Annotated in this window: 24 protein-coding genes; 14 read left to right on the top strand and 10 right to left on the bottom strand. The window is 39.9% G+C overall.

Features of this window, described 5'->3' with window-relative positions:
• The first annotated feature begins 2 nt into the window (after positions 1-2).
• Genes IA57_RS01365 through IA57_RS01340 form a run of 6 tightly spaced genes read left to right on the top strand, consistent with a single transcriptional unit; the run spans position 3 to position 4913 of the window.
• Entirely contained in the window at positions 3-914 is a 912-nt protein-coding gene (locus IA57_RS01365; protein WP_036118269.1) for a ParB/RepB/Spo0J family partition protein, read from the top strand.
• Positions 904-1500, top strand: coding sequence for a DUF5683 domain-containing protein (locus tag IA57_RS01360; protein WP_036118267.1), 597 nt, complete (start codon positions 904-906; stop codon positions 1498-1500). The genes IA57_RS01365 and IA57_RS01360 overlap by 11 nt, the downstream gene beginning before the upstream one ends.
• 3 nt (positions 1501-1503) lie before the next feature.
• Positions 1504-2205 (top strand): 4-hydroxy-tetrahydrodipicolinate reductase, encoded by a 702-nt coding sequence (dapB, locus tag IA57_RS01355; RefSeq protein WP_036118265.1) that lies wholly within the window; start codon positions 1504-1506, stop codon positions 2203-2205.
• A gap of 60 nt (positions 2206-2265) precedes the next feature.
• Positions 2266-3975, top strand: a complete 1710-nt coding sequence (lepB, locus tag IA57_RS01350; RefSeq protein WP_036118262.1) for a signal peptidase I — start codon at positions 2266-2268, stop codon at positions 3973-3975.
• A 9-nt stretch (positions 3976-3984) separates the two neighbouring features.
• The gene (locus IA57_RS01345) at positions 3985-4602 is read left to right on the top strand and encodes a WbqC family protein (RefSeq protein WP_036118260.1); all 618 of its coding nucleotides are present in this window, start codon (positions 3985-3987) and stop codon (positions 4600-4602) included.
• Entirely contained in the window at positions 4599-4913 is a 315-nt protein-coding gene (locus IA57_RS01340) for a DUF6122 family protein (protein WP_036118257.1), read from the top strand. Before IA57_RS01345 ends, IA57_RS01340 begins: the two co-directional genes overlap by 4 nt.
• Here the strand turns inward: IA57_RS01340 and IA57_RS01335 are convergent.
• From IA57_RS01335 to IA57_RS01300, 7 genes are all read right to left on the bottom strand, one after another.
• Positions 4899-5924: an endonuclease/exonuclease/phosphatase family protein gene (locus tag IA57_RS01335; protein WP_036118252.1), complete on the bottom strand. Its 1026-nt coding sequence runs from the start codon at positions 5922-5924 to the stop codon at positions 4899-4901. The two genes, IA57_RS01340 and IA57_RS01335, sit on opposite strands and share 15 nt — an antisense overlap.
• 9 nt (positions 5925-5933) lie before the next feature.
• Positions 5934-6806 (bottom strand): rhomboid family intramembrane serine protease, encoded by an 873-nt coding sequence (locus IA57_RS01330; RefSeq protein WP_036118250.1) that lies wholly within the window; start codon positions 6804-6806, stop codon positions 5934-5936.
• 2 nt (positions 6807-6808) lie between these two features.
• The gene (locus tag IA57_RS01325; protein WP_169738981.1) at positions 6809-7567 is read right to left on the bottom strand and encodes a rhomboid family intramembrane serine protease; all 759 of its coding nucleotides are present in this window, start codon (positions 7565-7567) and stop codon (positions 6809-6811) included.
• Between the two features lie 6 nt (positions 7568-7573).
• Positions 7574-9415, bottom strand: a complete 1842-nt coding sequence (gene mutL / locus IA57_RS01320; protein ID WP_036118244.1) for a DNA mismatch repair endonuclease MutL — start codon at positions 9413-9415, stop codon at positions 7574-7576.
• Positions 9415-9696, bottom strand: coding sequence for a hypothetical protein (locus IA57_RS01315; protein ID WP_036118242.1), 282 nt, complete (start codon positions 9694-9696; stop codon positions 9415-9417). Before IA57_RS01315 ends, mutL begins: the two co-directional genes overlap by 1 nt.
• Before the next feature lie 320 nt (positions 9697-10016).
• Complete coding sequence (gene ribH / locus IA57_RS01305) at positions 10017-10508, bottom strand: 6,7-dimethyl-8-ribityllumazine synthase (RefSeq protein WP_036118232.1); 492 nt, start codon at positions 10506-10508, stop codon at positions 10017-10019.
• A 4-nt stretch (positions 10509-10512) separates the two neighbouring features.
• Entirely contained in the window at positions 10513-11292 is a 780-nt protein-coding gene (locus IA57_RS01300; RefSeq protein ID WP_036118230.1) for a tetratricopeptide repeat protein, read from the bottom strand.
• Positions 11293-11419: 127 nt separating this feature from the next.
• Here IA57_RS01300 and recF point away from each other — a divergent pair, with 127 nt between their 5' ends.
• The 3 genes from recF to IA57_RS01285 are packed head-to-tail and all read left to right on the top strand — an operon-like array spanning position 11420 to position 13208.
• On the top strand, positions 11420-12505 hold the full coding sequence (gene recF / locus IA57_RS01295; protein WP_036118227.1) for a DNA replication/repair protein RecF: 1086 nt from the start codon (positions 11420-11422) through the stop codon (positions 12503-12505).
• Positions 12502-12912 carry a lipocalin family protein gene (locus IA57_RS01290; protein WP_036118225.1) on the top strand — a complete coding sequence of 137 codons (411 nt, stop codon included), beginning with the start codon at positions 12502-12504 and terminating at the stop codon, positions 12910-12912. Before recF ends, IA57_RS01290 begins: the two co-directional genes overlap by 4 nt.
• Entirely contained in the window at positions 12912-13208 is a 297-nt protein-coding gene (locus IA57_RS01285; RefSeq protein ID WP_036118222.1) for a DUF721 domain-containing protein, read from the top strand. The genes IA57_RS01290 and IA57_RS01285 overlap by 1 nt, the downstream gene beginning before the upstream one ends.
• A 72-nt stretch (positions 13209-13280) precedes the next feature.
• On the opposite strand, the gene IA57_RS01280 is transcribed toward IA57_RS01285, so the two are convergent.
• Together IA57_RS01280 and IA57_RS01275 are read right to left on the bottom strand one after the other, a co-directional pair.
• Positions 13281-15845 (bottom strand): M4 family metallopeptidase, encoded by a 2565-nt coding sequence (locus tag IA57_RS01280; RefSeq protein WP_036118697.1) that lies wholly within the window; start codon positions 15843-15845, stop codon positions 13281-13283.
• Between the two features lie 97 nt (positions 15846-15942).
• Entirely contained in the window at positions 15943-16362 is a 420-nt protein-coding gene (locus IA57_RS01275; protein WP_036118219.1) for a nucleoside-diphosphate kinase, read from the bottom strand.
• 88 nt (positions 16363-16450) lie between these two features.
• On the opposite strand from IA57_RS01275, the gene IA57_RS01270 reads away from it, so the two are divergent.
• The 3 genes from IA57_RS01270 to IA57_RS01260 are packed head-to-tail and all read left to right on the top strand — an operon-like array spanning position 16451 to position 19232.
• On the top strand, positions 16451-17470 hold the full coding sequence (locus tag IA57_RS01270; RefSeq protein ID WP_036118216.1) for a DHH family phosphoesterase: 1020 nt from the start codon (positions 16451-16453) through the stop codon (positions 17468-17470).
• Positions 17463-18011 carry a gliding motility-associated peptidyl-prolyl isomerase GldI gene (gldI, locus tag IA57_RS01265; protein WP_036118213.1) on the top strand — a complete coding sequence of 183 codons (549 nt, stop codon included), beginning with the start codon at positions 17463-17465 and terminating at the stop codon, positions 18009-18011. Before IA57_RS01270 ends, gldI begins: the two co-directional genes overlap by 8 nt.
• A gap of 21 nt (positions 18012-18032) precedes the next feature.
• Positions 18033-19232 (top strand): peptidylprolyl isomerase, encoded by a 1200-nt coding sequence (locus IA57_RS01260; protein WP_036118211.1) that lies wholly within the window; start codon positions 18033-18035, stop codon positions 19230-19232.
• Positions 19233-19295: 63 nt separating this feature from the next.
• Here IA57_RS01260 and IA57_RS01255 read toward each other — a convergent pair whose 3' ends face one another.
• On the bottom strand, positions 19296-20756 hold the full coding sequence (locus IA57_RS01255) for an aminoacyl-histidine dipeptidase (protein ID WP_036118208.1): 1461 nt from the start codon (positions 20754-20756) through the stop codon (positions 19296-19298).
• Between the two features lie 73 nt (positions 20757-20829).
• On the opposite strand from IA57_RS01255, the gene IA57_RS01250 reads away from it, so the two are divergent.
• Together IA57_RS01250 and IA57_RS01245 are read left to right on the top strand one after the other, a co-directional pair.
• Entirely contained in the window at positions 20830-21906 is a 1077-nt protein-coding gene (locus IA57_RS01250; protein ID WP_036118206.1) for a DUF3810 domain-containing protein, read from the top strand.
• Between the two features lie 64 nt (positions 21907-21970).
• On the top strand, positions 21971-24940 hold the full coding sequence (locus tag IA57_RS01245) for an amidohydrolase family protein (RefSeq protein WP_036118203.1): 2970 nt from the start codon (positions 21971-21973) through the stop codon (positions 24938-24940).
• Positions 24941-24943 lie beyond the last annotated feature (3 nt).

The following is a 24943-nucleotide window of genomic DNA, read 5'->3' as shown; positions in this document are numbered from 1 at the left end:
TTATGGCGAAGGCGACAAAGAAACAGGCTTTAGGAAGAGGGTTGTCGGCACTGTTAAAAGATCCAACCAACGATATAAGCTCGGTTCAGGATAAGAATGCCGATAAGGTAATAGGCAACATTGTTGATTTGGATATTGAGGCTATTGAAATCAATCCATTTCAGCCACGAACAAACTTCAACGAAGAAACCTTACGGGAACTGGCGTCTTCTATTAAGGAGCTAGGCGTTATACAGCCCATTACCGTTAGAAAATTAGACTTTAATAAATACCAGTTAGTTTCTGGAGAAAGGCGTTTTAGAGCTTCTAAACTTATAGGTTTAGAAACCATTCCTGCCTACATACGTATTGCTAACGACCAAGAATCGTTAGAAATGGCCTTGGTAGAAAACATCCAGCGCCAAGATTTAGACCCTATAGAAATTGCGTTGTCTTACCAACGTTTAATAGACGAGATAAACCTAACCCAAGAGCAAATGAGTGAGCGTGTTGGAAAAAAACGCTCTACAATTGCCAATTATTTAAGGTTGTTAAAACTCGATCCAATTATTCAAACGGGTATGCGAGATGGGTTTATATCTATGGGGCACGGCCGTGCAATTATCAATATAGAAGACCAAAACCAACAATTGGATATTTATGAGCAGATCATCTCTAAAAAGCTGTCTGTTCGCGATACCGAAGCTTTGGTGAGAGCCTTCCAAAACGGTGGCCATGCTCCAAAAGCAAGCGCCAAGCGCCAAGAGGAAGACCTGCCTAAATTTATTAAAAAAGGCGCCAAAGAGTTTTCAGAATACTTTGGGCATAAAATTAACGTTAAAGTAAACAATAAAGGGAAAGGGAACATAACCATTCCATTTCATTCAGAAGAAGACTTTAACCGCATTATCAAACTCGTTAAAAGTGCCAAGTAAATTTACAATCACCCTTTTTTTGCTCATTGCCTTTTCGGGGTTTGCATTTGCACAAACAGATGAAAACAAGGAAGACAATGGTAAACTAACGCCAACCGAAGAGTTGGTTGTAGAAACAGCGGCCGTAGACAAAAAGCCTATAGACCCTTTGGCACCGGCAAGAGCGGCTTTTTACTCGGCAGTTTTACCAGGGTTGGGGCAAGCTTACAATAAAAAATATTGGAAAATCCCCATTGTATATGCTGGTTTGGGCATAGGCATGTATTTTTATATTGATAACCACAACGAATATAAACGTTATCGCGATGCTTATAAAAGACGTTTGGCAGGCTTTCAAGACGACGAGTTTTATAATGTAGTAACCGATGACGGCTTGCGTGAAGCCCAAAAAACACTGCGAAGAAATAAAGAAATCTCACTTTTGGTCACCTTAGGAATTTATGCCCTTAACATTATTGATGCCAATGTAGATGCCCACTTATTGCAGTACAATGTAGACGATAACCTATCCTTGCGCCCACACTATAAACTTAACGAATTTGATAATACAGGCGATTTGGGCCTTACATTAAACTTTAAATTTTAAAATATGAAAATCGCACTATTGGGGTACGGGAAGATGGGGAAAACGATAGAGCGAATAGCGCTCGAGCGAGGTCATGAAATTACCATAAAAACATCGGATGAAGATGGCTACGACATTACCAAAGCCGATGTTGCCATAGACTTTAGTGTGCCTAATGCAGCCTTTTTTAATGTGGTTAATTGCTTTAAGCATAACGTACCGGTGGTATCGGGCACAACAGGCTGGTTGCACAATTACGATAAGGCGGTAGCGCTATGTAAAGAAACCGACGGGGCGTTTATTTATGCCTCAAACTTTAGCCTAGGGGTAAACATTTTTTTCGAGCTGAATAAAACCCTAGCGCGTATGATGGGCCATTTAAAAAACTATAACGTTTCTATGGAAGAAATACACCATACGCAAAAACTCGATGCCCCAAGCGGAACGGCCATTACATTAGCCGAAGGTATAATTTCCGAACACCCGGCATATAGCGAATGGACCCTTGAAACAAAAAGCAAAGGGACAATCCCTATTACAGCCAAACGTATTGAAAACGTCCCCGGAACACACAGTATAGACTATAAAAGCGATACCGATACCATAAGCATCACACACACGGCCCACAGCAGGGAAGGCTTTGCCTTGGGAGCCGTTATAGCTGCAGAATGGTTGCAGGGAAAAACAGGCGTGTTTAGCATGAAAGATGTGTTAAATATTGGTTAATGCCATTTTATGGCGTAACACGCACAACAATTACAAGACTAAAAAAGAAACATTTATAATATGACTTGGACTCAATGGTTAGTTTTTATCATTATAATCCAAATCCTACACGGACTAGGAACTTGGAAATTATATATTGAAGCCGGACGACAGGCTTGGGAAGCTTTTGCTCCCGTATACAACGCTGTTGTTTTAATGAAGATTATTAACCGGCCTTGGTACTGGACCGTTTTACTCTTTCTTCCTATTGTTAACCTTATAATGTTTCCGGTAATTTGGGTAGAAACTGCGCGAAGCTTCGGAAAAAATGCAGCAACCGATACCGTGTTGGCTATTGTAAGCTTAGGGTTTTACAATTACTATTTAAACTATGTGGCTCCTGTAGATTATATTGCAGAACGAAGCCTAAAGCCAAGAACAGCTTTTGGCGATTGGGTAAGCTCTATCTTGTTTGCTGTTGTGGCCGCAACCATTGTACATACCTATTTTATACAACCGTACACCATTCCAACATCGTCATTAGAGAAATCCCTGTTGGTAGGCGATTTTCTATTTGTTAGTAAATTCCATTATGGGGCTAGGGTACCCATGACCACAGTAGCGGCGCCTATGGTGCACGATACCATTCCGGGATTAAAAAGCAAGTCGTACCTATACGACGATAACGCAGGAGATAAAGGCAACTCCTGGAAAAACACTTTTCAGTTACCGTATTTAAGACTTCCTGGGTTTCAAAAAATAAAGCACAACGATATTGTTGTGTTTAACTGGCCGGTAGATACGTTGTACAACATGTATAAACCAGCCGATAGAACGTATTACAAGCCTGTAGACAAACGAACAAATTACGTAAAGCGTTGTGTGGGCTTGCCGGGAGATTCTCTACAAATTAAAGATGGCTTTGTATATGTTAATGGCAAACAAAATGTGTTGCCAGATCGGGCAAAACTACAGTTTTTCCACACCGTAGAAACAAAGCCCGATATTAGCATGCCCTTTTTAAACCAATATGGCATTACCGAGTTTACCAACGTATTTTCGCTGCCAACAAATGTTTGGGATGATGCTAGGGTGCAAGACTATCTCGATAACAACAACACCCATTTAAATGTGGTTTATAAAGATAGTTCTACCGTGCATTTGGTAGGCCAAATGAGTAGAAAGGCCTACGAGAAGCTACAGTTTCAAACGGTTTCTAATAAAATAAGTGCTAATGCCACATTGGAGTTGGCAGCTAAAATGAAACAAGACCCTCAAGTGGTTTCTATAGTGAAAAATAGCTCTAAGAAACGAGATTACAGTGTTTTTCCACACGATGCAAATTACAATTGGAACAACGACTTTTTTGGACCACTGTACATTCCAGAAGCGGGTGCTACGGTTGCCTTAAATTTAGAAACGTTGCCACTGTATAAGCGCATTATAACAGATTATGAAGGGCACACACTACAGGTAAAGGGCAATCAAATTTTTATAGATGGTGCCGTTGCCAAGGACTACACCTTTAAAAAAGATTATTATTGGCTAATGGGTGACAACCGTCATAACTCGCTAGACGCCAGGTCTTGGGGTTTTGTGCCATTTGACCATGTGGTAGGAAAACCGGTGTTTATCTGGATGAGTTGGGGCGATGGCAAACCGCGTTGGGAACGTTGGTTTACAACGGTAGGCGGTAGCGGCAAGCCTGTGTCGTACTTAATTCCGTTTTTAGTGTTATTGGGGCTTTGGTTTGGTTTTAACCAATGGCGCAAGCGTAAAAAAGCGGCTTAGTAGGGCTTTATGGCAATACTTATCCACCCTACATATTTTCCTTCAATAGCACATTTTGTCGCTATGGTTAAGGCCGATACGGTTGTTTTTGAGATGGCAGACAATTTTCAAAAGCAAACGCTTCGTAACCGTACCTATGTTTATGCGGCCAATGGTAGACTGTTGTTAAACGTGCCTGTGGTTTACACCCAAAAAAACCGTCAGAAATATTGTGAGGTCAAGGTTTTTAACGACGAAAATTGGCAACGAAACCACTGGAAATCCCTATTGTCGGCTTATAGTACGTCGCCCTTTTTTGAATTTTATAGCGATGAACTGGCACCGCTGTTCAAAAAGGAATTTACCAATCTTATGGAGCTTAACTTAGAGACGATTCGTCTGATTTGCGATTGCCTTCAATTGGATTTAAATGTTGCTGAAACCACAGATTTTGAAAAAGATGTTCAGGACAAAACCGATCTCAGAGCATTGGTTAATGCCAAATTGGAACAGCCAAAATTTGATGCTTATCAGCAAGTCTTTTCAGAAAAGCATGGCTTTATCAATAACTTAAGTATTTTAGATTTACTGTTTAACGAAGGGCCAAACACCTTAAATTATTTACAGTCGCAATCCCTTAACGTATGATGCGGTTTTTTGTGCATTACGGCTGCCATTTTTTATTGCCCCTAGTTATTGCTCTGTGGTTTTATAACCCCAAATGGAAGAAAGCTTATTTAATAATGTTGTTGGGCATGTTAATCGATCTTGATCATTTGCTGGCAACACCTTTATTTGATGCTAACCGTTGCAGCATAAATTTTCATCCCTTACACAGTTACTTTGCCATAGGGGTTTATGTTTTTATGCTGCTGCCCAAACCCACCAGAATATTGGGGCTAGGTTTGTGTATTCATATTTTAGCCGATAGTTTAGACTGTTGGTTAATGCAGCTTTAGGTAGGACATAATGGGGTAGTGGTCCGAAAATTCCTCATCGAAGGTTTTAAAGCTTTCAATCTCGAAAGAAGCATCGGCAAGAATAAAATCAATTCTTACAGGAAAAAACTTAAAGTTGTAGGTGCGACCAAAACCGTTGCCATCTTCCTCGAAACTGTCTTTTAAATCGCCTTTAATTTTTTTGTAGATGTACGAATAGGCCGTGTTGTTAAAATCGCCAGATATAATCATTTTATGGCGGCATTGCTTTTTGTGTAGCAAGAACAACTCTGTTTGGAATTGCTGCATTTTAAAGGTTTGCCCAACGCGTTTAAGCAAACGCTCGGAATCTTCTTTCTTAAGTTTTTCTACATTGGTGTCTATTCGCAACGATTGTAAATGAACGTTGTAAACCCTAATGGTGTCGCTCCCTTTTACAATATCGGCAAAAATGGCATTGTTAGAAGTCTCGGGAAACTCTACAGAGCCTGAATTAACTATGGGATATTTAGAAAAAATGGCCTGCCCATACTTAACGTTCTTTCCTGAGAGCTTTTCGTATTTATGACTGTAAAATGACAGGTCGATATCCTTATGGGGGTGGTATTCCTGTAGGCACAGAACATCTGGCGATTTCCTTTTGATAAAGCGTGTAATACTGTCTTCAATATCTTTTTCTTTAATCCAATCGTAAAGGTTAAACAGCCTAACGTTGTAATTCATTACCGAAAGGGTGTTTTTAGAAAACTGGGTTTTTCCGGAAGATGAAAACTTGTACAGCGCGCCAAAGCTAAAATAGCCAATGGTTAAAACCAAAAGCGATAACAACATTTGCTTTTTTACCTTTACGAGCCAGTACGTGAAAAAACACACGTTTACCATAATAAGAAACGGTACGCTTAAGCTAAGCACAGAAAGTACGGCAAACTGTTTTGGAGGGAGTAGAGGTAAGGTATAGGCTAATAACAATAGCGTAGCCACTAAAGCATTGATGAGGTATATAAGTTTATCAAATAGCTTTAGCTTTTTCATATAAAAAAATTATTTACCAGCTCTAAATAAGAATTCTTTTTCTTCTTTGGTCAAGCTGTCGTAGCCACTTTTGCTTATTTTATCCAGAATAATATCGATGCGCTTTTGTTGGTTAAATTCCTTAAACTCTTCTTTTGGGTAGCCGCCCATTTTTTCGGAAGATTTTTTTCTATGAACCGTTTTAAGCGGAGATGTTTTGCCTTTTTTAAACAGCCCCATAAAGGCATCCATAAGTTTTTCGAAGCCTTTGCCAATATCGGTTCCTTTTTTTAGTTGTTCGGCATAAAAGTAGCCTAATAAACTACCGCCTAAATGCGCTAAGCTACCACCGGCATTTAACCCAAATAACCCCACAACATCTAGTCCAACAATGACCACGGCAACATGCCACAGTTTAATGTTAAATGTTATTAATCGCACCGACATATACGGCATATAAACGCAGATAAAAATAAGCAATGCCCTTACAGCCGCCGAAGCACCAACCAATCTGGTATTGCTGCTAAAAAAGCTAGGGAGCAGGTTGTAGCCCAATAAATACAATAGGCCACCACAAATAGCGCCTAAAAAGTAAAGGTTAAGCCCCAACTTTATGTTAAAAAGGTTTAAGAACATGCGTCCTATAAAGTACAACCAAAGCATGTTAAATACAATATGCCAAAAATCGTAATGAGCAAAGGCATAGCTAATAAGGCTCCAAGGCTGCGTAATAAAGGCTGTAAAGTCGCTAGGCAGTTCTAGCCAGCTTAAGCTATTTTGAAGGCTTAAAATCGGGCGTAAAATAAGCCCAATAACAAATACGACAAGGTTTATGCCTATAAGTTTTTCAAAAACATTTAGGTTGTTGAGTTTGTTTTGTATGTCTTGATTTAATGAGGTCATTTTTAATCCCAACGGTTTTGGTTAAACTGTGTACGTTTCCAGTACCACATAATTAAAAAGCCTGTTAAAGCTCCGCCTACGTGGGCCACGTAAGCCGTGTTGCTCGGGCTAAAAAATGATTGTCCGGTAATGGCCGAAATTAAATCTAAGATAATAATACCAGGAATAAAATACTTAGCTTTTATAGGAATAGGTAAGAAAATCAACATTAATTTCGATTCGGGATAAAGCATGCCAAAAGCGACTAAAACTCCCATAATGGCACCAGAGGCACCAACCATGGTACTATTAAACACCCCAACAAAGCTTGCTAATTGTTCTTGGCTTAAAACAGCTTCCCAGCGTGTGTCGTAACGGTTGTAGCCCGATGTTAAAACCTCGTTAACTTGTGCGGTGTCGAAGCCAGATTCGTTTAAGATGGATAACCCACTGTAAAACTGAATGTAGTAATACCCAATCATAATTAACGCCGCGCCCAACCCAGAGGAAAGGTAAAAAAACAAAAACTTTTTACTGCCAAACCGCTGTTCTACGGCAGTGCCAAACATCCAGAGGGCGAACATATTAAAAAAGATGTGCATGACCCCTCCATGCATAAACATATGCGTAAAGATTTGCCATGGCTGAAATACCTCATTTTTTGGAAAATGTAACGCAAACCAATCGTAGAATAAAGTACCATTTCCAATAGAAATGGTGCCAATAAACATAATAACATTTACAATTAGGAGGTGCTTAACGGTATCGGTAATATTATTAATCATAAATTAATTAAACTTTTTGTCTAGCTCATCAACAGATAACGTAATAAATGTTGTCTTGTTGTTTGGAGACATGTTAGGTTCTTTACAGGCAAACAAGCTATTTACAAGGTGTTCTTGCTCTAAATTAGTAAGGGATTGCCCCGTTTTAATGGCTAAGCTTTTTGCCATGGATTTCGCTAACAAATCCATAGCGCTAAAATGGCTGTCTGGAACGTCGTTTTTAATGGCGCTAATCACTTGCTCGAGCACATCGTTAACTTCGCTTTCTGGAACATTAATGGGAACGCCAGAAATTTCTACAGCACGGTCTTCAAACTTAGAAAAAACAAAGCCCGTATGCTCTAAATCGTCTTTTACCTGTTTAATGATATCGATTTCCTGTGGTGAAAAATTAAGCAACACCGGAAAAAGCAGTTGCTGACTTACACTTTCTCTTAAGGTTAGTTGTTGTAAAAAGTTTTCGTAAAGTATGCGTTGGTGCGACTTATTTTGGTCCAATACCAACATACCAGACTTAATGGTGCTTATAACATATTTGTTATGAAGCTGGAAAGTGGCTTTACTATCTTCTTTAAAAAGGGTGCCAGTTTTAGCTGTGCTTTCAAACTCAAGGGCATCAAAACCTGCAGCTTGTTGTTCGTTATTGCCTTTAGATTCTAACCCAACATAAAGCCCATCCCAATGGTCTGAAGAAGGTTTTTTAAACGCTGCTCTTGGAGCACTAGAAGTCTGTTTTTCCTGAAAGGGATTAAACGTGCTATCGACTTCAATTTTGGGCACTTGTGCTGATTTGTTTTTATAGTCGTAAGGGGTATCCAGATTGGCATCCCTATCGAAATCTAAAAGGGGAGCAATGTTAAATTGCCCCAAACTGTGTTTTACTGCCGAACGAATAATGGCATACAGCGTATGCTCATCGTCAAACTTTATTTCGGTTTTTGTAGGGTGTATGTTAATGTCTATGGTTTCTGGGGGCACGTCTAGATTTAAAAAGTAACTGGCATGCGCTCCGTCTTTTAAAAGCCCTTCGAAAGCCGCACTAATAGCGTGGTTTAAGTAGCCGCTTTTTATAAAGCGGTTGTTGACGAAAAAGAACTGTTCGCCACGGGATTTTTTGGCAAATTCTGGTTTTCCTACAAAGCCCGAAATGGTTAACACTTCGGTAGTTTCGTTTACAGGAACCAGCCTTTCGTTGGTTTTGGCGCCAAAAATATTAACAATACGTTGCCTAAAATTGCTTTTTGGTATGTTGAACAGCTCACTGCCATTGTGTATTAACGTAAAAGCCACATTGGGGTGTGCTAGGGCAACACGATGAAACTCATCGGTAATATGGCGAAATTCAACCTGGTTCGATTTTAAAAAATTACGTCTTGCAGGAATGTTGAAAAACAAGTTCTTAACCGCAACCGATGTGCCTTTTGGAGTAACCGTTACCTCTTGCGAAACAATCTCGCTGCCGGCTATGGTTAAGAAGGTGCCAACCTCGTCCTGGGCTTGTTTGGTTTTTAGCTCTACATGGGCAATAGCGGCAATACTGGCCAAGGCTTCGCCACGAAATCCTTTGGTGTGTAATTGAAAAAGATCGTTGGCCGAGCGTATTTTTGAAGTTGCATGGCGCTCAAAGCTTAAGCGGGCATCGGTAACACTCATGCCATGACCATTATCGATAACCTGAATTAAGGTTTTTCCGGCGTCTTTTACCAAGAGCTTTATGTTATTGGCTTTGGCATCTATAGCATTTTCCAAAAGTTCCTTAACCACCGATGCAGGCCTTTGTACAACCTCCCCAGCAGCAATTTGGTTCGCTACATGATCTGGTAATAACTGAATGATGTCTGCCATTAGCGTTTAAAGAATATTGACAAATCGAAATCGATGATAAAAAGAAATATTAAAACAAGAACCAATATAATGATTAAAACACGCTTGTTGGCCGTTGTGTTAGAGTTGTTCTTGTAGTCGTCCCAAGCGGTGTTTATTTTGCCTTTTAGCCCACCGCCGCTGTCTACGGTTTTCCGGTAGGCATCAAACTTGTGTTTTATTTCAAACGGATTGCCTTCCCCTTTATAATGGCGGGGCGTGTAGCTAAATTTTTTATTTTTTCGCGGCTTAAAAATACCCATAACTCAATTACTCATATTGTCCTAAAAGAACCCAAAGTACGATAATCATAATCAAAAACAAGAGTAAGAATGGCAAGGAAAATAATTTGCTTGTACGCTTTTGCCTTGCTTTGCTTTCTTCGGCCCAATTAAATTCAAATTTCTTGGCAGGGTCTTTTTTTAGTTCACCTGCTTCATTAAATCGGCTCTTGTAGTTGAATTGTTTGTTTTTGCGTGGTTTGAAAATCAAAATAACGCTGTCCTTGGTTCCTCTTTCAAAAGTACTTAAAATAGTAGGATTTTTAAGAGTTGAAATGCCAAAAATTGTTAACAGCTACGATTTAGCTGTTGCAATTTTTTCGAAGTGCAGCCATTTTAATAGCGGCAATGGCGGCTTCTGTACCTTTGTTGCCGTGTTTGCCTCCAGAACGGTCTATGGCTTGTTGTAAGGTGTTGTCGGTTAAAACACAGAAAATTACGGGAATATCTACCTGAATGTTTAGGTCTTTAATGCCTTGAGAAACGGCTTCGCACACAAAATCGAAATGTTTGGTTTCGCCTTGAATAACACTGCCTATGGCAATAACGGCATCGACCTGTTGTTGTTGCATTTTTTTACTGCCGTAAATAAGTTCGAAACTTCCAGGAACATCAAACCTTATAATGTTGCTAGGTGCAACATCGTGGTCTGTTAGAGTTTGGTAGGCGCCTTCGTAAAGGCCTTCGGTAATGGTATCGTTCCATTCAGAAACAACAATCCCAAACCGAAAGTCTTTCGCGTTTGGGATGGTGTTTTTATCGTAATGCGATAAGTTTTTGTTTGCTGTTGCCATAAGATTAGTTGGTCAACCCTTGTGCTTTTCCTATAAACACATCAATGTTTGTAGCTTGTGTCGCGGTTGGGTATACTTCTTTTATTTTATTGAAGTACGATAGGGCTTTATCTGCCTTACCTAAATCTAAGGCTGTTACACCAGCTTTGTACAGGTACAAAGGCGTTGTAAACTCATTGGCTCTCATGTTGGCTGCTTCTTCGTAGTACCCTAGGGCATCTTCTAATTGGTTAAGCTGTACAAAAGCATCGCCAATACCTCCTTTAGCCATAGGCGCTAAAACTTCGTCTTCGCTGTTAAAGTTCCCTAAATAGGTTACAGCGTTTTTATAATCTTTAAGGTTAAGGTAAGCCATACCTGCGTAGTAGCTTGCCAAGTTTCCTGCTTTTGTGCCGCTGTATTGCGATGCCATATCGACCATACCTAATTTTCCTTCGCCACCGTTAAGGGCTAAAGTGTATAACGAGTCTTTTGCTGTACCATTAACAGCCTCGTTAAAGTACTTTTTGGCTTGGTAAATTTCGTTCATAGCTTCGGCTTGTTTTGGCTTAGCGATAAACTCATTAAATCCTAAGAAGCCTAAAACGGCTACAGCAACAACCCCAATAATAACAAAGATGTACTTTTGGTTTTTAATAACCCAATCTTCGGTTTTAGAAGCAGTTTCATCTAAGGTATTGAAGACTTCGGCTGTTGTCGAGTCTTTTTCATCTATAATAACCTCATCTACCTCTTGTTCTTTGGTTGTTTTAGGTTTGTAACCTCTTTTCTTATAAGTTGCCATATATTGTATATTAATGCGTCGCAAAAATATAATTTTTCTTCATAAATAAAAGTGAAAATATTTGTTATTTTTCAATAATTTGCACAACTTTTTCGACTGTATTTTTAAAAACAGCTAAAACCGTTTTATGATTTTAAAATCCTTGTCATTATTAAATTATAAGAACTTTCAGAGTGAGTCTTTTGTGTTTAACACTAAAATAAACTGCTTTGTGGGAAATAATGGCGTAGGAAAAACAAATGTGCTCGATGCCATTTATCATTTGTCCTTCGGAAAAAGTTACTTTAATCCTGTGTCGTCCCAAAACATTAAGCACGGCGAGGCCTTTTTTGTGGTTAACGGCGATTATGAGAAACAAGGTGCTGAAGAGAAGGTTGTGGTAAGCTTTAAAAAAGGTCAGAAAAAAGTGATTAAGCGCAATGGTAAGGCCTACGAAAAGTTTAGCGATCACATAGGGTTTTTACCTTTGGTCATTGTATCGCCGGCCGATAGCGACTTGATTGTTGAAGGCAGCGCCACCAGACGCAAATTTATAGATAGTGTTATCTCCCAAGGTGATAAGGTGTATTTAGACCATTTAATTAAGTACAACAAGATTTTGGCGCAAAGAAATGCCCTGCTTAAGTACTTTGCTGTAAACAATACCTTTAGCCAGGACTCGCTAGATGTTTATAACGACCAATTAAACGAATATGCGCAGCCCATTTTTAAAAAGCGACAAGCTTTTTTAGAGGTGTTTATGCCTATTTTTCAGGCGCGTTATAAGGCCATAAGCAAGGGGAGCGAACAGGTGGAGCTGGAGTATAAAAGCGATTTGTTTGAAGCCGATTTTAAGACGCTTTTAAAGCAGACGCTTAATAAGGATAAAGCCGTGCAGTACACTAATGTGGGAATCCATAAAGACGATTTGGTGTTTAATATTGGGGAACATCCAATTAAAAAATTTGGTAGCCAAGGACAGCAAAAATCATTTTTAATAGCATTAAAATTGGCCCAATTCGATTTTATTAAACAGCAAAGTGGCGTTAATCCCCTGTTGCTTTTAGATGATATTTTTGATAAGTTGGACGAGTCGCGTGTGGCACAAATAATAAAATTGGTTGACGATGAGCATTTTGGGCAGCTTTTTATAAGCGATACCCATGCCGATAGAACCGAACGTGCCGTAAAACAGGTACATCAATCTTACAACATATTTAATTTAAACGCATGAGACTTTTTTTTAGTATTCTATTAGGAACCTTACTTTTTTCTTGCTCCAATACCATAGATATTCAGGATTTAAACGGGTACTGGGAAATACAAGAAGTTACTCTGGCCAACGGTACTAAAAAGGCCTATAACTTTAGTAATATGGTCGATTTTATAGCGGTTAAAAAGGATTCCTCTGGAATTCGAAAAAAAATGAAACCTAACCTTACAGGATCCTATGAAACCTCGAATATAGAAGAAGCCTTTTTTATAAAGCAAGACGGGCATGATATAAAACTGTATTATAAAACACCATACAGCAGTTGGGAGGAAACAATACTAGAACTAAACAAAACACAATTAAAAGTTGTTAATCAGGACGGTATTGTATATACTTATAAACCTTACGAGCCAATAAATATTGACTAATGAAAAAACGACACAACGAACATTTAAGCCTCTCTGATGTATTAAAGGATTTTGTAGAAACCCATAACCTTGATGCGGGTTTGGATAAGGTAAATGTAAAAAATGTATGGCACGATATGATGGGACAGGGCGTTAGTAATTACACAACAGCCGTTTCCTTAAAGCAGGATGTTTTGTATGTAAGTTTAAGCTCGAGCGTGTTGCGGGAAGAACTTAGCTATGGAAAGGAAAAAATTATAGACATGCTTAACGACAATTTAGGTAAAGAACTGATAAAGAAAATAATTTTTAGGTAGTAAAAACTTGAACCAAAAAAAAGCCCGTAACAGAACGTTACGGGCTTTTTTGTTTAAACAAGCATAAGTGGTTTACTCTTTTACCAGCTTAATAACCTGCTCGAAATGCTGGCCTTCTACTTTTATAAAATACATGCCAGAGGCGACATTCGAAATATTGATTGGCGTATTGCCTTGAGTGTTTCTTAAATCGATGGTTTTAACCACACGTCCGTTAAGGTCATAAATATCAGCTTTTATAAGCTTAAGAGCGTTGCTGTTTTTAAGGGTAAACGCGCCATACGATGGGTTAGGAAATACGGTAATGTTGTGGGTTTGTTGGCTAGGAGAATTAACAGACAAGGGGTAGGAACAGTTATAAATAGCAATGTCATCAATAAACCAGCCTTCTCTACCATTACAACCATCGGTGCCTACTTCAAACCTAAACTGAATACTTGTGTTTGCCACAGCCCCAATAAACGATAGGTCAATATAACTTCTGCCCCAACTGCCCGATACCGTGCCTCCATCTGTCCCGGTAAAAGCATCTTCTCCTGCCATTGGGTTATCATTGCCAGAAAAAACGTTGTTTATGGTGTTGTTATAACCGTTTACGGTAAATGCAGCTGTTGGCAGCAGGGTCCAGTCGCCATTGTTTAAACGGTATTTAATGTTGGCACCATCCCAAAGGTTTTCTGTGGCAACATAATGCATAAAGGACATTTCTATGTTTCCTTCGGTGTAATCGGGTAACGTAATAATGGGACTTTCTAAGCGGAGGATGCCATTTTGAAGCGAAGACGAGCAATCGCCGTTTATAGGATCTGTGCCAAAAATAGCTTGACCCGCTCTGTTTTCTGGTAATACCGATACGATTTCCCAGTCTCTAGTCTCCCAAGTTGCAGGATCTTCTGGCAATTGGTCTACGGTCCAGTTGCCTAGACCATTTTCCCAATCTTCAAAAAATATGGGGTTGTTTTCTGCAGCACTACAAGGGGCATCGGTTGTAGCTAAAATGGGTTCATAACCGCAAAAGTCGGGTTCTATTCTTAGTTCAACCGCTAATATGGCATTGACCAATTGGTTGTAATCTGCTGATGTTATGGTTTCGCCCGATAAACCGGCAGGTGTATCTGTTGTAGACAGCCCTTCTAGGTTAATGCCTATTAAATCTGTACATGCAGCTTCTAGAGCATCTGCCAAGTTGCTAAAATCGCTAGTTGGCGTTAAATATGCGCTTTGAGCCCTCCAAAAAATATGCGCTGCTTTTGTAAAACCAATGCCTGTAATAGTGTAGCCGTTATAACCCCCACCATCTACCAGTAAGGCGTAAGCGTGGTTTGGAATACCTGAATTTATATGAACCCCACCATTGTCTGCTTCGCCGCATAAATATTGGGTGTCGGTTACTTTTCCAGGGTCGCCATTACAAGGCGGATTCCACATGTCTCGAATGGCACCGCCAAAAGATGAAGCGTCTTCTCCAATCTTCCACCGGTCGGAATTGCAAAAGGTACTTGTTCTAACTAATAAATTTTCTCCAGTGTCTTCATAGGCATTTAATAGGTCGATGGTTTCGCCCCAAATATCGGAATAAGCCTCGTTAATCGCCCCAGATTGATAGGCGTATATTAGGCCGCTTGTATATTGTGTGTAGGCGTGTCCCCATTCGTGAGCCACCACATCATCGGAAGCTGTGCCGTCGCAGTATTCTACAAAACTCCCATTCCATCTGGCATTTGGACAATTAAAATTGGTGCTGTTGTTAAGGGTTACCATGCTGCCATCGTTACCGTTAAAAGAAGCAAACCCAAAGGCATTGTTAAAAAAATGATACATATGTCCGGCAGCGATAACTTCGTTTTGTTGCCATATAGATAGGCTTCCCGGAAGGGCATCGCCCTCTTGCCAAACAACATTGCCTATATTGGTTTCGTGTACAGTGCGGTTTATGGCATGGGCAATTCCTGTGAATTGCTCAACTATTTGGCCCGTATGTGCATCAATGTAAAGCAGTTCACGAACGTCTTTATCGTTTCTTACCTCTATTTCATACACCAAATGTTGCGGCCCAGATGTATTTTGAATGAGCCCCTTTTGAAAAATAAACAACGATGTATTGTACACATAGGTTGTGTGCCCCGAATGGTTTATGGCTTGTTGGTCAACCTCCTGCAAGGCGATGGCCGTGGCCTGGGTGCTGCTAAGAGTTGGTGTTGTGTTTAATTTTTTATCAACCGTAATGATGTTTCCGTTTATTGAGGTTAATTGGTCTTCAGCATTAAAGTGAAAGCGCAATTGCCCATCAAATACGGGAATGTTATGATGCTGCTGTTTTAGTACCACCTGTTTAAATCCGTAATTATCGAGTTTCGTTTCGGGTGCTTTAAACGTCTGTGTTAAAGCCTCAAAGCCAAATATAGTTTTGTATTGTTGTAAAAAATGAATGGTTTTGGCTTGTATGGTAGCCCCTTCAAGTTTTAAAGGACTATTAGTTGGGAAGGTTATAAATTCAATATTTTCGGAAGAAGTGTTTAGTGAGATTTTGGCTTTTGTTTCTGTTTCAAAAGCCTTTAGCGCTTTTTGTTTTTCTTGTGCTACGGTTGTAAAACAAAGCAACGCCAAAAAAAGGGTTGCTATGGTCATTTTTTTCATGGTAAATCTGTTAGAATTTTGCGAATGTAGCATATAAAAAACAAAAAAGCCTAAAATAATTAAATTTTAGGCTTTAAATAAGGTATATGTAGGGTGTTTAGAACATCTCTCTTCCAGAGAAATGGAAAGCACCTTCAATAGCAGCATTTTCATCGCTATCACTTCCGTGAACAGCATTTTCTCCAATAGACTCGGCGTACATTTTTCTAATAGTACCTTCGGCCGCTTCGGCAGGATTGGTCGCACCTATTAAAGTTCTAAAATCTTCTACAGCGTTTTCTTTTTCTAAAATAGCAGCTACAATAGGGCCGCGGGTCATGTACTCTACTAATTCTCCAAAAAACGGACGCTCATTATGGATGGCGTAAAACGCTTCAGCATCGGCTTTGGTCATTTGTGTTAATTTCATAGCCACAATTCTAAACCCTGAAGCTGTGATTTTTTCTAATATTGCGCCAACGTGCCTTTTTTCAACAGCATCTGGCTTAAGCATTGTAAATGTTCTGTTTGTTGCCATTTTTATTGTTTAAATTTGGTGCAAAAGTAATGGATTTATTAAAAAAAACAAGCGTTATCAATTTTAAAAAATTGTATATTCGCTCACTATGACAGAAAGCGATATTTTAAACATAAAAACACTATTAAGCACACCCAAAAAAATTGTTGTTGTACCCCACAAAAACCCTGATGGCGATGCCTTAGGAGCTACATTGGCGCTTTACCACTATTTAAAAAAATATCACCATGAGGCCACGGTTATCGCCCCAAACGAGTACCCAGAGTTTTTAAAATGGTTACCAGGGAACGAAACGGTTGTCGTTTACGATAATGAAAAAGCACAGGGCGCTGCATTAATTGAAGCCGCCGATATTATTTTTACGCTCGATTTTAATGCTTTGGATAGAGCAGGAGACATGGCCGGCGATTTGGCAGAAAGCTCTGCGATAAAGATCATGATAGATCACCACCAGCAACCAGACGATTATGCAACCTATATGTATTCTGATGTGACCATAAGCTCGACCTGCGAGATGGTTTTTAATGTTCTGGAAAAACTAGGCGATACGGCCTTAATAGATAAAACCATAGCAACGTGCTTATACACCGGTATTTTAACCGATACAGGTTCGTTTAGGTTTCCTGCTACCACAAGCACAACACATCGTGTTGCAGCATTTTTAATAGATGCGGGCGCGGTACACTGGCAAATACACAACAGTATTTTCGATACCAATAGTTACGATAGAATGCAATTGCTGGGAAAAGCCTTAAGTAACCTTAACGTTTTAACCGATTATAGAACGGCTTACATTACGTTGTCTCAAGAAGAATTAAACGCCTTTAGCTTTAAAAAAGGCGACACCGAAGGGTTTGTTAATTACGCCCTATCGCTAAAAAATATTGTTTTTGCCGTAATTTTTATTGAGGACCAAGCCAATGCTATGGTTAAAATATCTTTTAGGTCTAAGGGAACCTTTTCGGTAAACGAATTTGCTAGGGCCCACTTTAACGGTGGTGGGCACACAAATGCCGCCGGAGGAAGGAGCGAATTGTCGCTAACAGATACCGTTGAAAAATTTATTGCTATATTACCGCAATATTCAAAAGCCTTAAATCATGCGTAAGATAGTAGTCTTGTTAACCCTTTTTGTCGTTGCTGTGGCCTGTAAATCGCCAGAAGCAAGGCGTCCTATTTCGTCAAAAACAGGTTCGTTTATAGATCAATCTGTTATTAGGAATAAGAAACTGTACGCTAAGGAAAAATCCCATTTCGAAAAGCTTATGAAGGCTAATCCAGATGTAGAATATGTAACCTCGCAAAACGGGTTTTGGTACTATTATAACGAAAAGGTTGGCGACACCCTAACCAAACCGCAATTTGGCGACATCGTTAATTTCGATTACGATGTAAAAACCATCGATGGGTTAACCATTTATTCTAAATCCGATACCAAAACGCAAACATACATCATGGACAAACAGGAGCTGTTTACAGGCCTTAGAGAAGGCCTTAAGCTCATGAAAACTGGAGAAACAGTAACCTTTATGTTCCCTTCCCAAAAAGCCTTTGGATATTATGGCGACAACAACCGCATAGGCATGAACGTGCCTTTAATATGCAAAGTAACCCTAAATTCAATCACAACACCCAAAACAATAAATTAAACTAAGACAAAAACGTAATTAATGAGAAATTTTAATCAAGTTATGAAGCTGTTGGTTTTAGCGCTTCTAGTAAGTTTTACCTCTTGCGGGCAAAAATACCCAGATCTTGAAGACGGGCTTTATGCCGAGTTTGTAACCAACAAAGGCACTATGGTAGCCAAACTTTTTTACAAGGAAGTACCTGTTACTGTATCGAACTTTGTTGCCCTAGCAGAAGGCACCCACCCACAAGTAACCGATTCGTTAAAAGGAAAGCCTTATTACAATGGGATTATTTTTCACCGTGTTATCGATCAATTTATGATTCAGGCCGGAGATCCAACAGCAACCGGAGCCGGTGGCCCAGGATACGAATTTGCCGATGAGTTTCACCCGGATTTAAAGCACGATAAACCCGGCATGTTATCTATGGCCAATGCTGGTCCGGCAACCAACGGGAGCCAATTTTTTATCACCGAAAAAGCGACCCCAAGCCTAGATGCTTTTAAACCAGACGGAACACTAAAAAAATGTGGCGCTTTTCCAGGAGGCGGCTGTCATGCTGTTTTTGGAGAGCTTGTTTTAGGACTTGACGTTCAGGATAGCATTTCCAATGTAAAAACCGGAGCCAGAAATAAGCCAGAGCAGGATGTGGTTATACAAGCCTTAAATATTATAAGAAAAGGTAGCGATGCGCAAGCGTTTAATGCTGCTCAAGTATTTGAAGAAGAAGCTCCTAAGCTGGCAGAAAAATTACAGGCTCAAAAAGAAGCTGCTCAAAAAAAATTAAAAGAAGAAGCTAGTGCTGCAGCCGAAAGATTCTTAGAAGCCAATAAAGACTTAGGAGAAGTAAAAAAACTAGACACAGGCGTGGTTATGATTTTTACTGAAAAAGGAAATGGCGAAAAGCCCAATGCCTCACAAAGTGTGCTGATTGATTGTGCTGGATATTTTGAAGATGGAAAACTGTTTTATACAACCATGAAAGATGTTGCTCAAGCAAACGATATGTATAACGAAACATCTGATAAGAAAGGGGCATACCAACCATTTGCAAAGGTGTATAACGAGAGTGCAGGTTTAATACCAGGCTTTAGAGAAGCCATGTTAAACATGAAAATAGGCGACAAGGTAAAAGTATTTATCCCGTCGTTTTTAGGCTATGGCGAAAGTGGCTCGGGGCCAATACAGCCTAACACAAATCTAATTTTCGAGATTAACCTAGTAGGTATTGAAAAGTAATAAAAAAAGACTTTAATAAAAAAAGCCGCTTTAAGTAAAGCGGCTTTTTTATTGTTTGAAAGGTTATTTCTTTGGAATGTTTTTTAAGATTTCAAGTACAAACTTCCAATATTTTTGCGCTGATGAAATTTGTGCGCGTTCATCTGGGGAGTGGGCTCCTTTAATGTTTGGCCCAAAGCTTATCATGTCCATATTAGGATAATTCTGCCCAAGAATACCACATTCAAGTCCGGCATGGCAAGCGGCTACATGAGGTTTTTCACCATTCATTTTAATATAAAGGCTTTCGAGTACTTCTAAAATAGCCGAGTCCATATTGGGTTGCCATCCGGGATAGTCACCAGAAAATGCAACTTCGCAGCCGGTAAGCTCGAAAGTAGCACGTAGGGTATTAGCCAGGTCCCATTTAGAGCTTTCAACCGATGAGCGGGTTAAGCAATTAATTTTTATGGTACCGTTTTTAACAATTACTCGGGCAATGTTGTTAGAGGTTTCTACCAAATCTGGAATGTCGGCACTCATTCTGTACACACCGTTACAGGCTGCATACAGGGCTCTAGTGAGACCTTCCTGAACGCCAAGATCCATGATGGACTCTGGGGTTTCGCATTTAGAAACGGTAATATCTAAATCGGGCTCCATGGTTTTAAATTCGTTTTTTATGGTCTGCGCCAATTGGGCCATTTCCATAATAAAAGCGTTTTCGTGAATGGCATCTATGGCAGCAATAGTTTTGCTTTCGCGTGGTATGGCATTGCGCAAGCTACCTCCGTCAATTTCAGCAATACGCAAACCGAAGTTTTCAAAACCATCAAACAACAAGCGATTCATAATTTTATTGGCATTGCCTAGGCCTTCGTGGATTTGCATGCCCGAATGACCTCCTTGTAATCCTTTTACAATAATTTCAAATCCAATTTTGGTTTCTGGGGTGTCTTCAACCTTATAGGTTCTTGTGGCGGTAACATCTACACCACCGGCACAACCAACACCTATTTCATCGTCTTCTTCGGTGTCGAGGTTTAATAAAATGCTGCCGTTAAGCAAGCCGCCTTCCAATCCCATAGCACCTGTCATACCAGTCTCTTCATCAATAGTAAATAGGGCCTCTAGGGCAGGGTGCTCTATGTCGGTGCTTTCTAGCAGAGCCATAATTGTTGCGACCCCTAAACCGTTGTCGGCGCCTAGGGTAGTGCCTTTGGCCTTTACCCAATCGCCGTCAACATACATGTCTATGCCTTGGGTATCAAAATCAAATTGAGTGTCGTTGTTTTTTTGGCAAACCATATCTAAATGCGATTGCATCACGACGGTCTGTCTGTCTTCCATACCTGGGGTGGCAGGTTTTTTAATAATAACATTGCCAACTTTATCTACTAAGGTTTCTAGGCCTAAGTCTTCGCCAAACTTTTTCATAAAGGCAATAACGCGTGCTTCTTTTTTAGAAGGTCTGGGCACGGCGTTTAAGTCGGCAAATTTATTCCAAAGGGCTTTGGGTTCTAGGACTCTTATTTCTGAATTCATAATGGTAAATTTTAGTTTTGCAAAGGTAAAAATAACTTGAGGAGTATTATAAAGATTTCATTAATTTTGGAACATGCCAAAAAATAAAAAACTGCTAATCGCATTATCTATCCTGCCGCAAATTTTATTGGTTAAATGGTTATCTGCCCATCCTAACTCGGTGGAATTGGTATATAGCAAGGGGTTGTACCCTTTTATATCCAAATGGTTTAGGTATATGTTTGGCTGGTTGCCTTTTTCTTTTGGCGATGTGTTTTACGCTTTGGCCATAATTTATATGGTTAGGTGGTTGGTTTTGAATATAAAACGGTTAAAATCGGACTTTAAAGGGTTTTTTATTGATGTGTTTTGTGCCGTTTCGGTTGTTTACTTGGCCTTTCATTTATTATGGGGATTAAATTATTACCGGTTACCACTACACAAAAACTTGGGTCTGGAAGCTAACTATACAACAGCGCAATTGTTGTTAACCACAGAACAGCTAATAGCACAGGCCAACACACGGCATTTAAATATTACACAAGACAGTACCAAAAAGGTGGTTTCGCCTTATAGCAATGGCACGGTTTTTAAAATGGTTCCCGAAGGGTTTCATCGTTTAAAAATAGAGTTTCCAAGTTTGGATTATCAACCACGAAGCATTAAAAAGGCCTTGTTCAGCCTACCTTTAACCTATATGGGGTTTAGTGGGTACTTAAACCCGTTAACCAATGAGGCGCATGTAGATTATTTGGTGCCAAATTTTAGAATCCCCATGATAGCCTCTCACGAAGTGGCACATCAGTTGGGATTTGCAGCAGAAAATGAAGCTAACTTTATAGGTATTTTGGCAGCGACAAAACATCCTGATAAGTATTTTAATTACTCGGGAATTATTTTTGCATTAAAGCATTGTTTGGTTGAAGTATACCGAAGGGATCCTGATGCTTATGAAACCCTAAAAGCCAAGGTGAATGTTGGGATATTGAAAAACTACCGAGAGTTGCAAGAATTTTGGGATAGCTATGAAAATCCTTTAGAGCCTATTTTTAAGGTAACGTATGATGGTTTTTTAAAGGCCAATAACCAAACCGATGGTATGAAAAGCTATAGCTATGTGGTGGCATTGTTGGTAAACTACATGGCGTCGACAAACGTTAAAACCCCGTAGTTTTTCTTAAAAAACTACCTTAAATGTCTATCTTTAGGACACCAACACCTTTAACTAACTAAACATGAGCAAATTTATTGCGTTGCTTTTTGCATGCTTGTGCTGTTTTACGTTTTATGCACAGGAGTATTTTCCGAAAAACGATGGCGTGAAAGCCAAGAATACCAATTACACGGCGTTAACCAATGCCAAGATTTACGTCACCCACAATCAAGTTGTCGACAATGGCACGCTTCTAATTAAAGACGGCAAAATTGTAGCTAGTGGTAAGTCGGTGACCATACCCAAAAACAGTGTGGTTGTCGATTTAAAGGGCAAAACAATTTACCCCTCATTTATTGATCTGTATGCCGATTTTGGCGTAGGAAAACCGTCTAGAGCAGAAGGCACTGAAAATAAATCACAGTATGCGCCCAATAGAACAGGGTATTATTGGAACGATCATGTTATGCCCGAAAACAACGCGATTGATCGGTTTACCTATGATGCGAAAAAGGCAAGCGAATTTTTAAAAGCAGGATTTGGGGTGTTAAACACGCACATTCAAGATGGTATTGTGCGGGGAACGGGTGTTTTGGTAGCACTAAACAACAATGGTAATAACGCCAATAGAATTTTAAGCGACCAGTCTGCCCAATATTTGTCGTTTAAAAAGAGCACAACATCTAAGCAAGCCTATCCATCTTCTATTATGGGAAGTATGGCGTTGTTAAGACAACTTTATATCGATGCCGATTGGTATGCCAATGGCCACATAGAAACAACCGATTTATCTTTAGAAGCATTCAATAAAAACAAAAACTTACCACAAATTTTTGTTACAAGTAGTAGAATGGATGCCTTGCGCGCCGATAAAGTAGGTGATGAGTCGGGGGTTCAATATGTATTAGTTGGCGGAGGCGATGAGTACGAACGTATAGAGGATGTAAAAAGCGCCAATACAACATTTATACTGCCGCTAAAGTTCCCTGATGCCTACGATGTGGAAAACCCTTTTTTTGCAACACAACTGTCCTTAAGCGATATGCGCCAATGGAACCAAAGGCCGGCCAATGCTAAAATTTTAGCAGCGAATAATGTGCCATTTACATTTACAACAAATGGGTTAAAGTCGCCAAAAGAATTTATGGGCAATCTAAGCAAAGCCATTGCCTATGGGTTGTCAAAAGAAAGTGCCCTCGAAGCTTTAACCACCATTCCCGCTCGCGTTTTGGGCAATTCCCAAACGTTGGGACATCTTAATAAAGGGGCATGGGCAAATTTTATAGTAACATCTGGCGATATTTTTAATGCCAAGACAACAGTATTCGAACACTGGATTCAAGGTGAGGCTCTAGCCTTTGCAGATAAAGACCAGTTGGATATTCGTGGTGATTACACGTTTACATTAGCGGGTGAGGATTTTAGCATGAATATAAAAGGTGAACCCACAAAACTACAAGCAGAAGTGACGACGGCTGGCCTAAAACGAGGGTCTAAATTGTCTTACTCCAACAATTGGGTAATGCTTGCCATAACAGAAAAAGATACAACCAAACCAGCATTTGTAAGAATTGCTGCCAGTGTCGAGGCTTCAAAAAACCTAAAGGGGGAAGCCACATTGTCAAATGGTCAATCGGTGCCATTTTATGCTGTTTATACGATAGCAGATGAAAAAGATACCGGTAAAAAAGACACGCCTGATGACGAAAAAACCATACTGCCCATAACGTTTCCCAATACGGCTTACGGTTTTAAATCGTTGCCAAAGCAGGAAACCATATTATTTAAACATGCCACGGTTTGGACCAATGAAACCGATGGTGTTTTAGAGGCGACAGACGTTTTGATAAAGGACGGGAAAATCGCAAAAATAGGCAAAAACCTTTCTGCCGGGCGCGCAACAGTTATCGATGCGGCAGGAAAGCATTTAACCGCAGGAATTGTTGATGAACACTCGCATATTGCGGCTTCATCAATTAACGAAGGCGGGCAGAACTCTTCAGCAGAAGTTTCTATAACAGATGTTTTAGACCCTTCAGACATTGACATTTATAGAAATTTAGCAGGTGGTGTAACCTCCATACAAATCTTGCACGGTTCTGCGAATCCTATTGGCGGGCGTTCGGCCATTATTAAACTAAAATGGGGCGAAACAGCCAATAATTTAGTGTATAGCAATACCCCAAAATTTATCAAGTTTGCTTTGGGGGAAAACGTAAAACAATCCAATTGGGGAAACCGCGATCGCTTTCCGCAAACTAGAATGGGGGTAGAGCAAGTTTATATGGATTATTTTACCAGAGCCAAGGCGTACGATGCCCATAAAAAAAGTGGGAAACCCTATAGAAAAGATATCGAGTTGGAGGTTTTGGCCGAAATCCTAAACAAAGAGCGTTTCATCTCGTGCCACTCTTATGTGCAAAGTGAAATTAACATGCTTATGAAGGTTGCCGAGCGCTTCAATTTTAACATCAACACGTTTACTCATATTCTCGAAGGATACAAAGTGGCCGATAAAATGGTTGAACATGGTGTTGGTGGATCGACCTTTAGCGATTGGTGGGCTTATAAGTTTGAAGTTAACGATGCCATTCCGTATAACGCCTCCATCATGCACAATCAAGGGGTTACAGTGGCTATTAATAGCGACGATGCCGAAATGTCTAGGCGCTTAAACCAGGAAGCTGCCAAAGCAGTAAAATACGGAGGTGTTAGCGAAGAGGACGCTTGGAAATTTATAACCTTAAATCCGGCAAAATTATTACATATCGACCACCGTGTTGGAAGCATAAAAGTGGGCAAGGATGCCGATGTTGTCCTGTGGTCGGACCACCCACTTTCTGTATACGCCAAGGCCGAAAAAACCTTAATAGAAGGAGCCGTTTACTTTGACCTTGAAACCGATAGAGAGGCACGTGCAGCTATTAAAAAAGAAAAAAACCAGCTTATTAACATGATGCTGCAGGCCAAGGAAAAAGGGTTAAAAACCCAAGCTGTAAAGAAAAAAGAGGAGCCGCATTTTCATTGCGATACCATGGATCACCAATTTTAAAAT

It is taken from the genome of Mangrovimonas yunxiaonensis (assembly GCF_000733475.1).
GTDB lineage: Bacteria > Bacteroidota > Bacteroidia > Flavobacteriales > Flavobacteriaceae > Mangrovimonas > Mangrovimonas yunxiaonensis.
Note: the sequence above shows the minus strand (reverse complement) of the source record. Positions and strands in the feature narration are given on the sequence as shown.

Bases quoted from the DNA above. Each gene is read 5' to 3' on its own strand.
- IA57_RS01365 (WP_036118269.1), top strand. From the start codon at position 3: ATGGCGAAGGCGACAAAGAAACAGGCTTTAGGAAGAGGGTTGTCGGCA.
- dapB (WP_036118265.1), top strand. From the start codon at position 1,504: ATGAAAATCGCACTATTGGGGTACGGGAAGATGGGGAAAACGATAGAG.
- lepB (WP_036118262.1), top strand. From the start codon at position 2,266: ATGACTTGGACTCAATGGTTAGTTTTTATCATTATAATCCAAATCCTA.
- IA57_RS01345 (WP_036118260.1), top strand. From the start codon at position 3,985: ATGGCAATACTTATCCACCCTACATATTTTCCTTCAATAGCACATTTT.
- IA57_RS01340 (WP_036118257.1), top strand. From the start codon at position 4,599: ATGATGCGGTTTTTTGTGCATTACGGCTGCCATTTTTTATTGCCCCTA.
- IA57_RS01335 (WP_036118252.1), bottom strand. From the start codon at position 5,924: ATGAAAAAGCTAAAGCTATTTGATAAACTTATATACCTCATCAATGCT.
- IA57_RS01330 (WP_036118250.1), bottom strand. From the start codon at position 6,806: ATGACCTCATTAAATCAAGACATACAAAACAAACTCAACAACCTAAAT.
- mutL (WP_036118244.1), bottom strand. From the start codon at position 9,415: ATGGCAGACATCATTCAGTTATTACCAGATCATGTAGCGAACCAAATT.
- IA57_RS01315 (WP_036118242.1), bottom strand. From the start codon at position 9,696: ATGGGTATTTTTAAGCCGCGAAAAAATAAAAAATTTAGCTACACGCCC.
- ribH (WP_036118232.1), bottom strand. From the start codon at position 10,508: ATGGCAACAGCAAACAAAAACTTATCGCATTACGATAAAAACACCATC.
- IA57_RS01300 (WP_036118230.1), bottom strand. From the start codon at position 11,292: ATGGCAACTTATAAGAAAAGAGGTTACAAACCTAAAACAACCAAAGAA.
- recF (WP_036118227.1), top strand. From the start codon at position 11,420: ATGATTTTAAAATCCTTGTCATTATTAAATTATAAGAACTTTCAGAGT.
- IA57_RS01290 (WP_036118225.1), top strand. From the start codon at position 12,502: ATGAGACTTTTTTTTAGTATTCTATTAGGAACCTTACTTTTTTCTTGC.
- IA57_RS01285 (WP_036118222.1), top strand. From the start codon at position 12,912: ATGAAAAAACGACACAACGAACATTTAAGCCTCTCTGATGTATTAAAG.
- IA57_RS01280 (WP_036118697.1), bottom strand. From the start codon at position 15,845: ATGAAAAAAATGACCATAGCAACCCTTTTTTTGGCGTTGCTTTGTTTT.
- IA57_RS01275 (WP_036118219.1), bottom strand. From the start codon at position 16,362: ATGGCAACAAACAGAACATTTACAATGCTTAAGCCAGATGCTGTTGAA.
- IA57_RS01270 (WP_036118216.1), top strand. From the start codon at position 16,451: ATGACAGAAAGCGATATTTTAAACATAAAAACACTATTAAGCACACCC.
- gldI (WP_036118213.1), top strand. From the start codon at position 17,463: ATGCGTAAGATAGTAGTCTTGTTAACCCTTTTTGTCGTTGCTGTGGCC.
- IA57_RS01260 (WP_036118211.1), top strand. From the start codon at position 18,033: ATGAGAAATTTTAATCAAGTTATGAAGCTGTTGGTTTTAGCGCTTCTA.
- IA57_RS01255 (WP_036118208.1), bottom strand. From the start codon at position 20,756: ATGAATTCAGAAATAAGAGTCCTAGAACCCAAAGCCCTTTGGAATAAA.
- IA57_RS01250 (WP_036118206.1), top strand. From the start codon at position 20,830: ATGCCAAAAAATAAAAAACTGCTAATCGCATTATCTATCCTGCCGCAA.
- IA57_RS01245 (WP_036118203.1), top strand. From the start codon at position 21,971: ATGAGCAAATTTATTGCGTTGCTTTTTGCATGCTTGTGCTGTTTTACG.